The sequence below is a fragment of the Cupriavidus gilardii genome (assembly GCF_008801915.1).
Classification (GTDB): domain Bacteria; phylum Pseudomonadota; class Gammaproteobacteria; order Burkholderiales; family Burkholderiaceae; genus Cupriavidus; species Cupriavidus gilardii.
In genome coordinates this window covers 1-454 of sequence record NZ_VZOV01000092.1, presented here as the reverse complement: position 1 = coordinate 454, position 454 = coordinate 1, and the positions used below count along the sequence as shown (strand labels likewise).

The following is a 454-nucleotide window of genomic DNA, read 5'->3' as shown; positions in this document are numbered from 1 at the left end:
GCTCAAGGTTATTTTCTGATACGTCAACTTGATACCGAACAAGCAATTTATAACCGTACAATCAAATTGCTAGGTGAAACACGAGATTTAATGCAGCTTCGTTTTAAAAACGGACTTGGCAGTGAATTAGATGTTTCTCGCGCACAAACCGAACTTGCTACCGCACAAACCACTGCCCTAAATATTGCTCGTAACAGAGCCAGTGCAGAACATGCGCTTGCAGTCTTATTAGGAAAACCACCAGCAGACTTTAACTTGGCAGTTCAACCTTTAACTGCAAATAGTATCCGTCTCCCTGCCGGTTTGCCGTCAACTTTACTTGAAAGACGACCCGATATTGCGGCTGCAGAGCGTGCAATGGCAGCAGATAATGCGCGTATTGGAATTGCTCGTGCAGCATTTTTCCCAAAACTCAGTCTTACAGGAGCTTTAGGTTATGAATCTTCAAGTTTAA

The 454-nt window shown here is 43.4% G+C and carries 1 pseudogene; it reads left to right on the top strand.

The window, feature by feature from the left end:
* A pseudogene (adeH, locus tag F7Q96_RS26590) lies at window positions 1–454 on the top strand (multidrug efflux RND transporter outer membrane subunit AdeH); the annotation flags it as partial.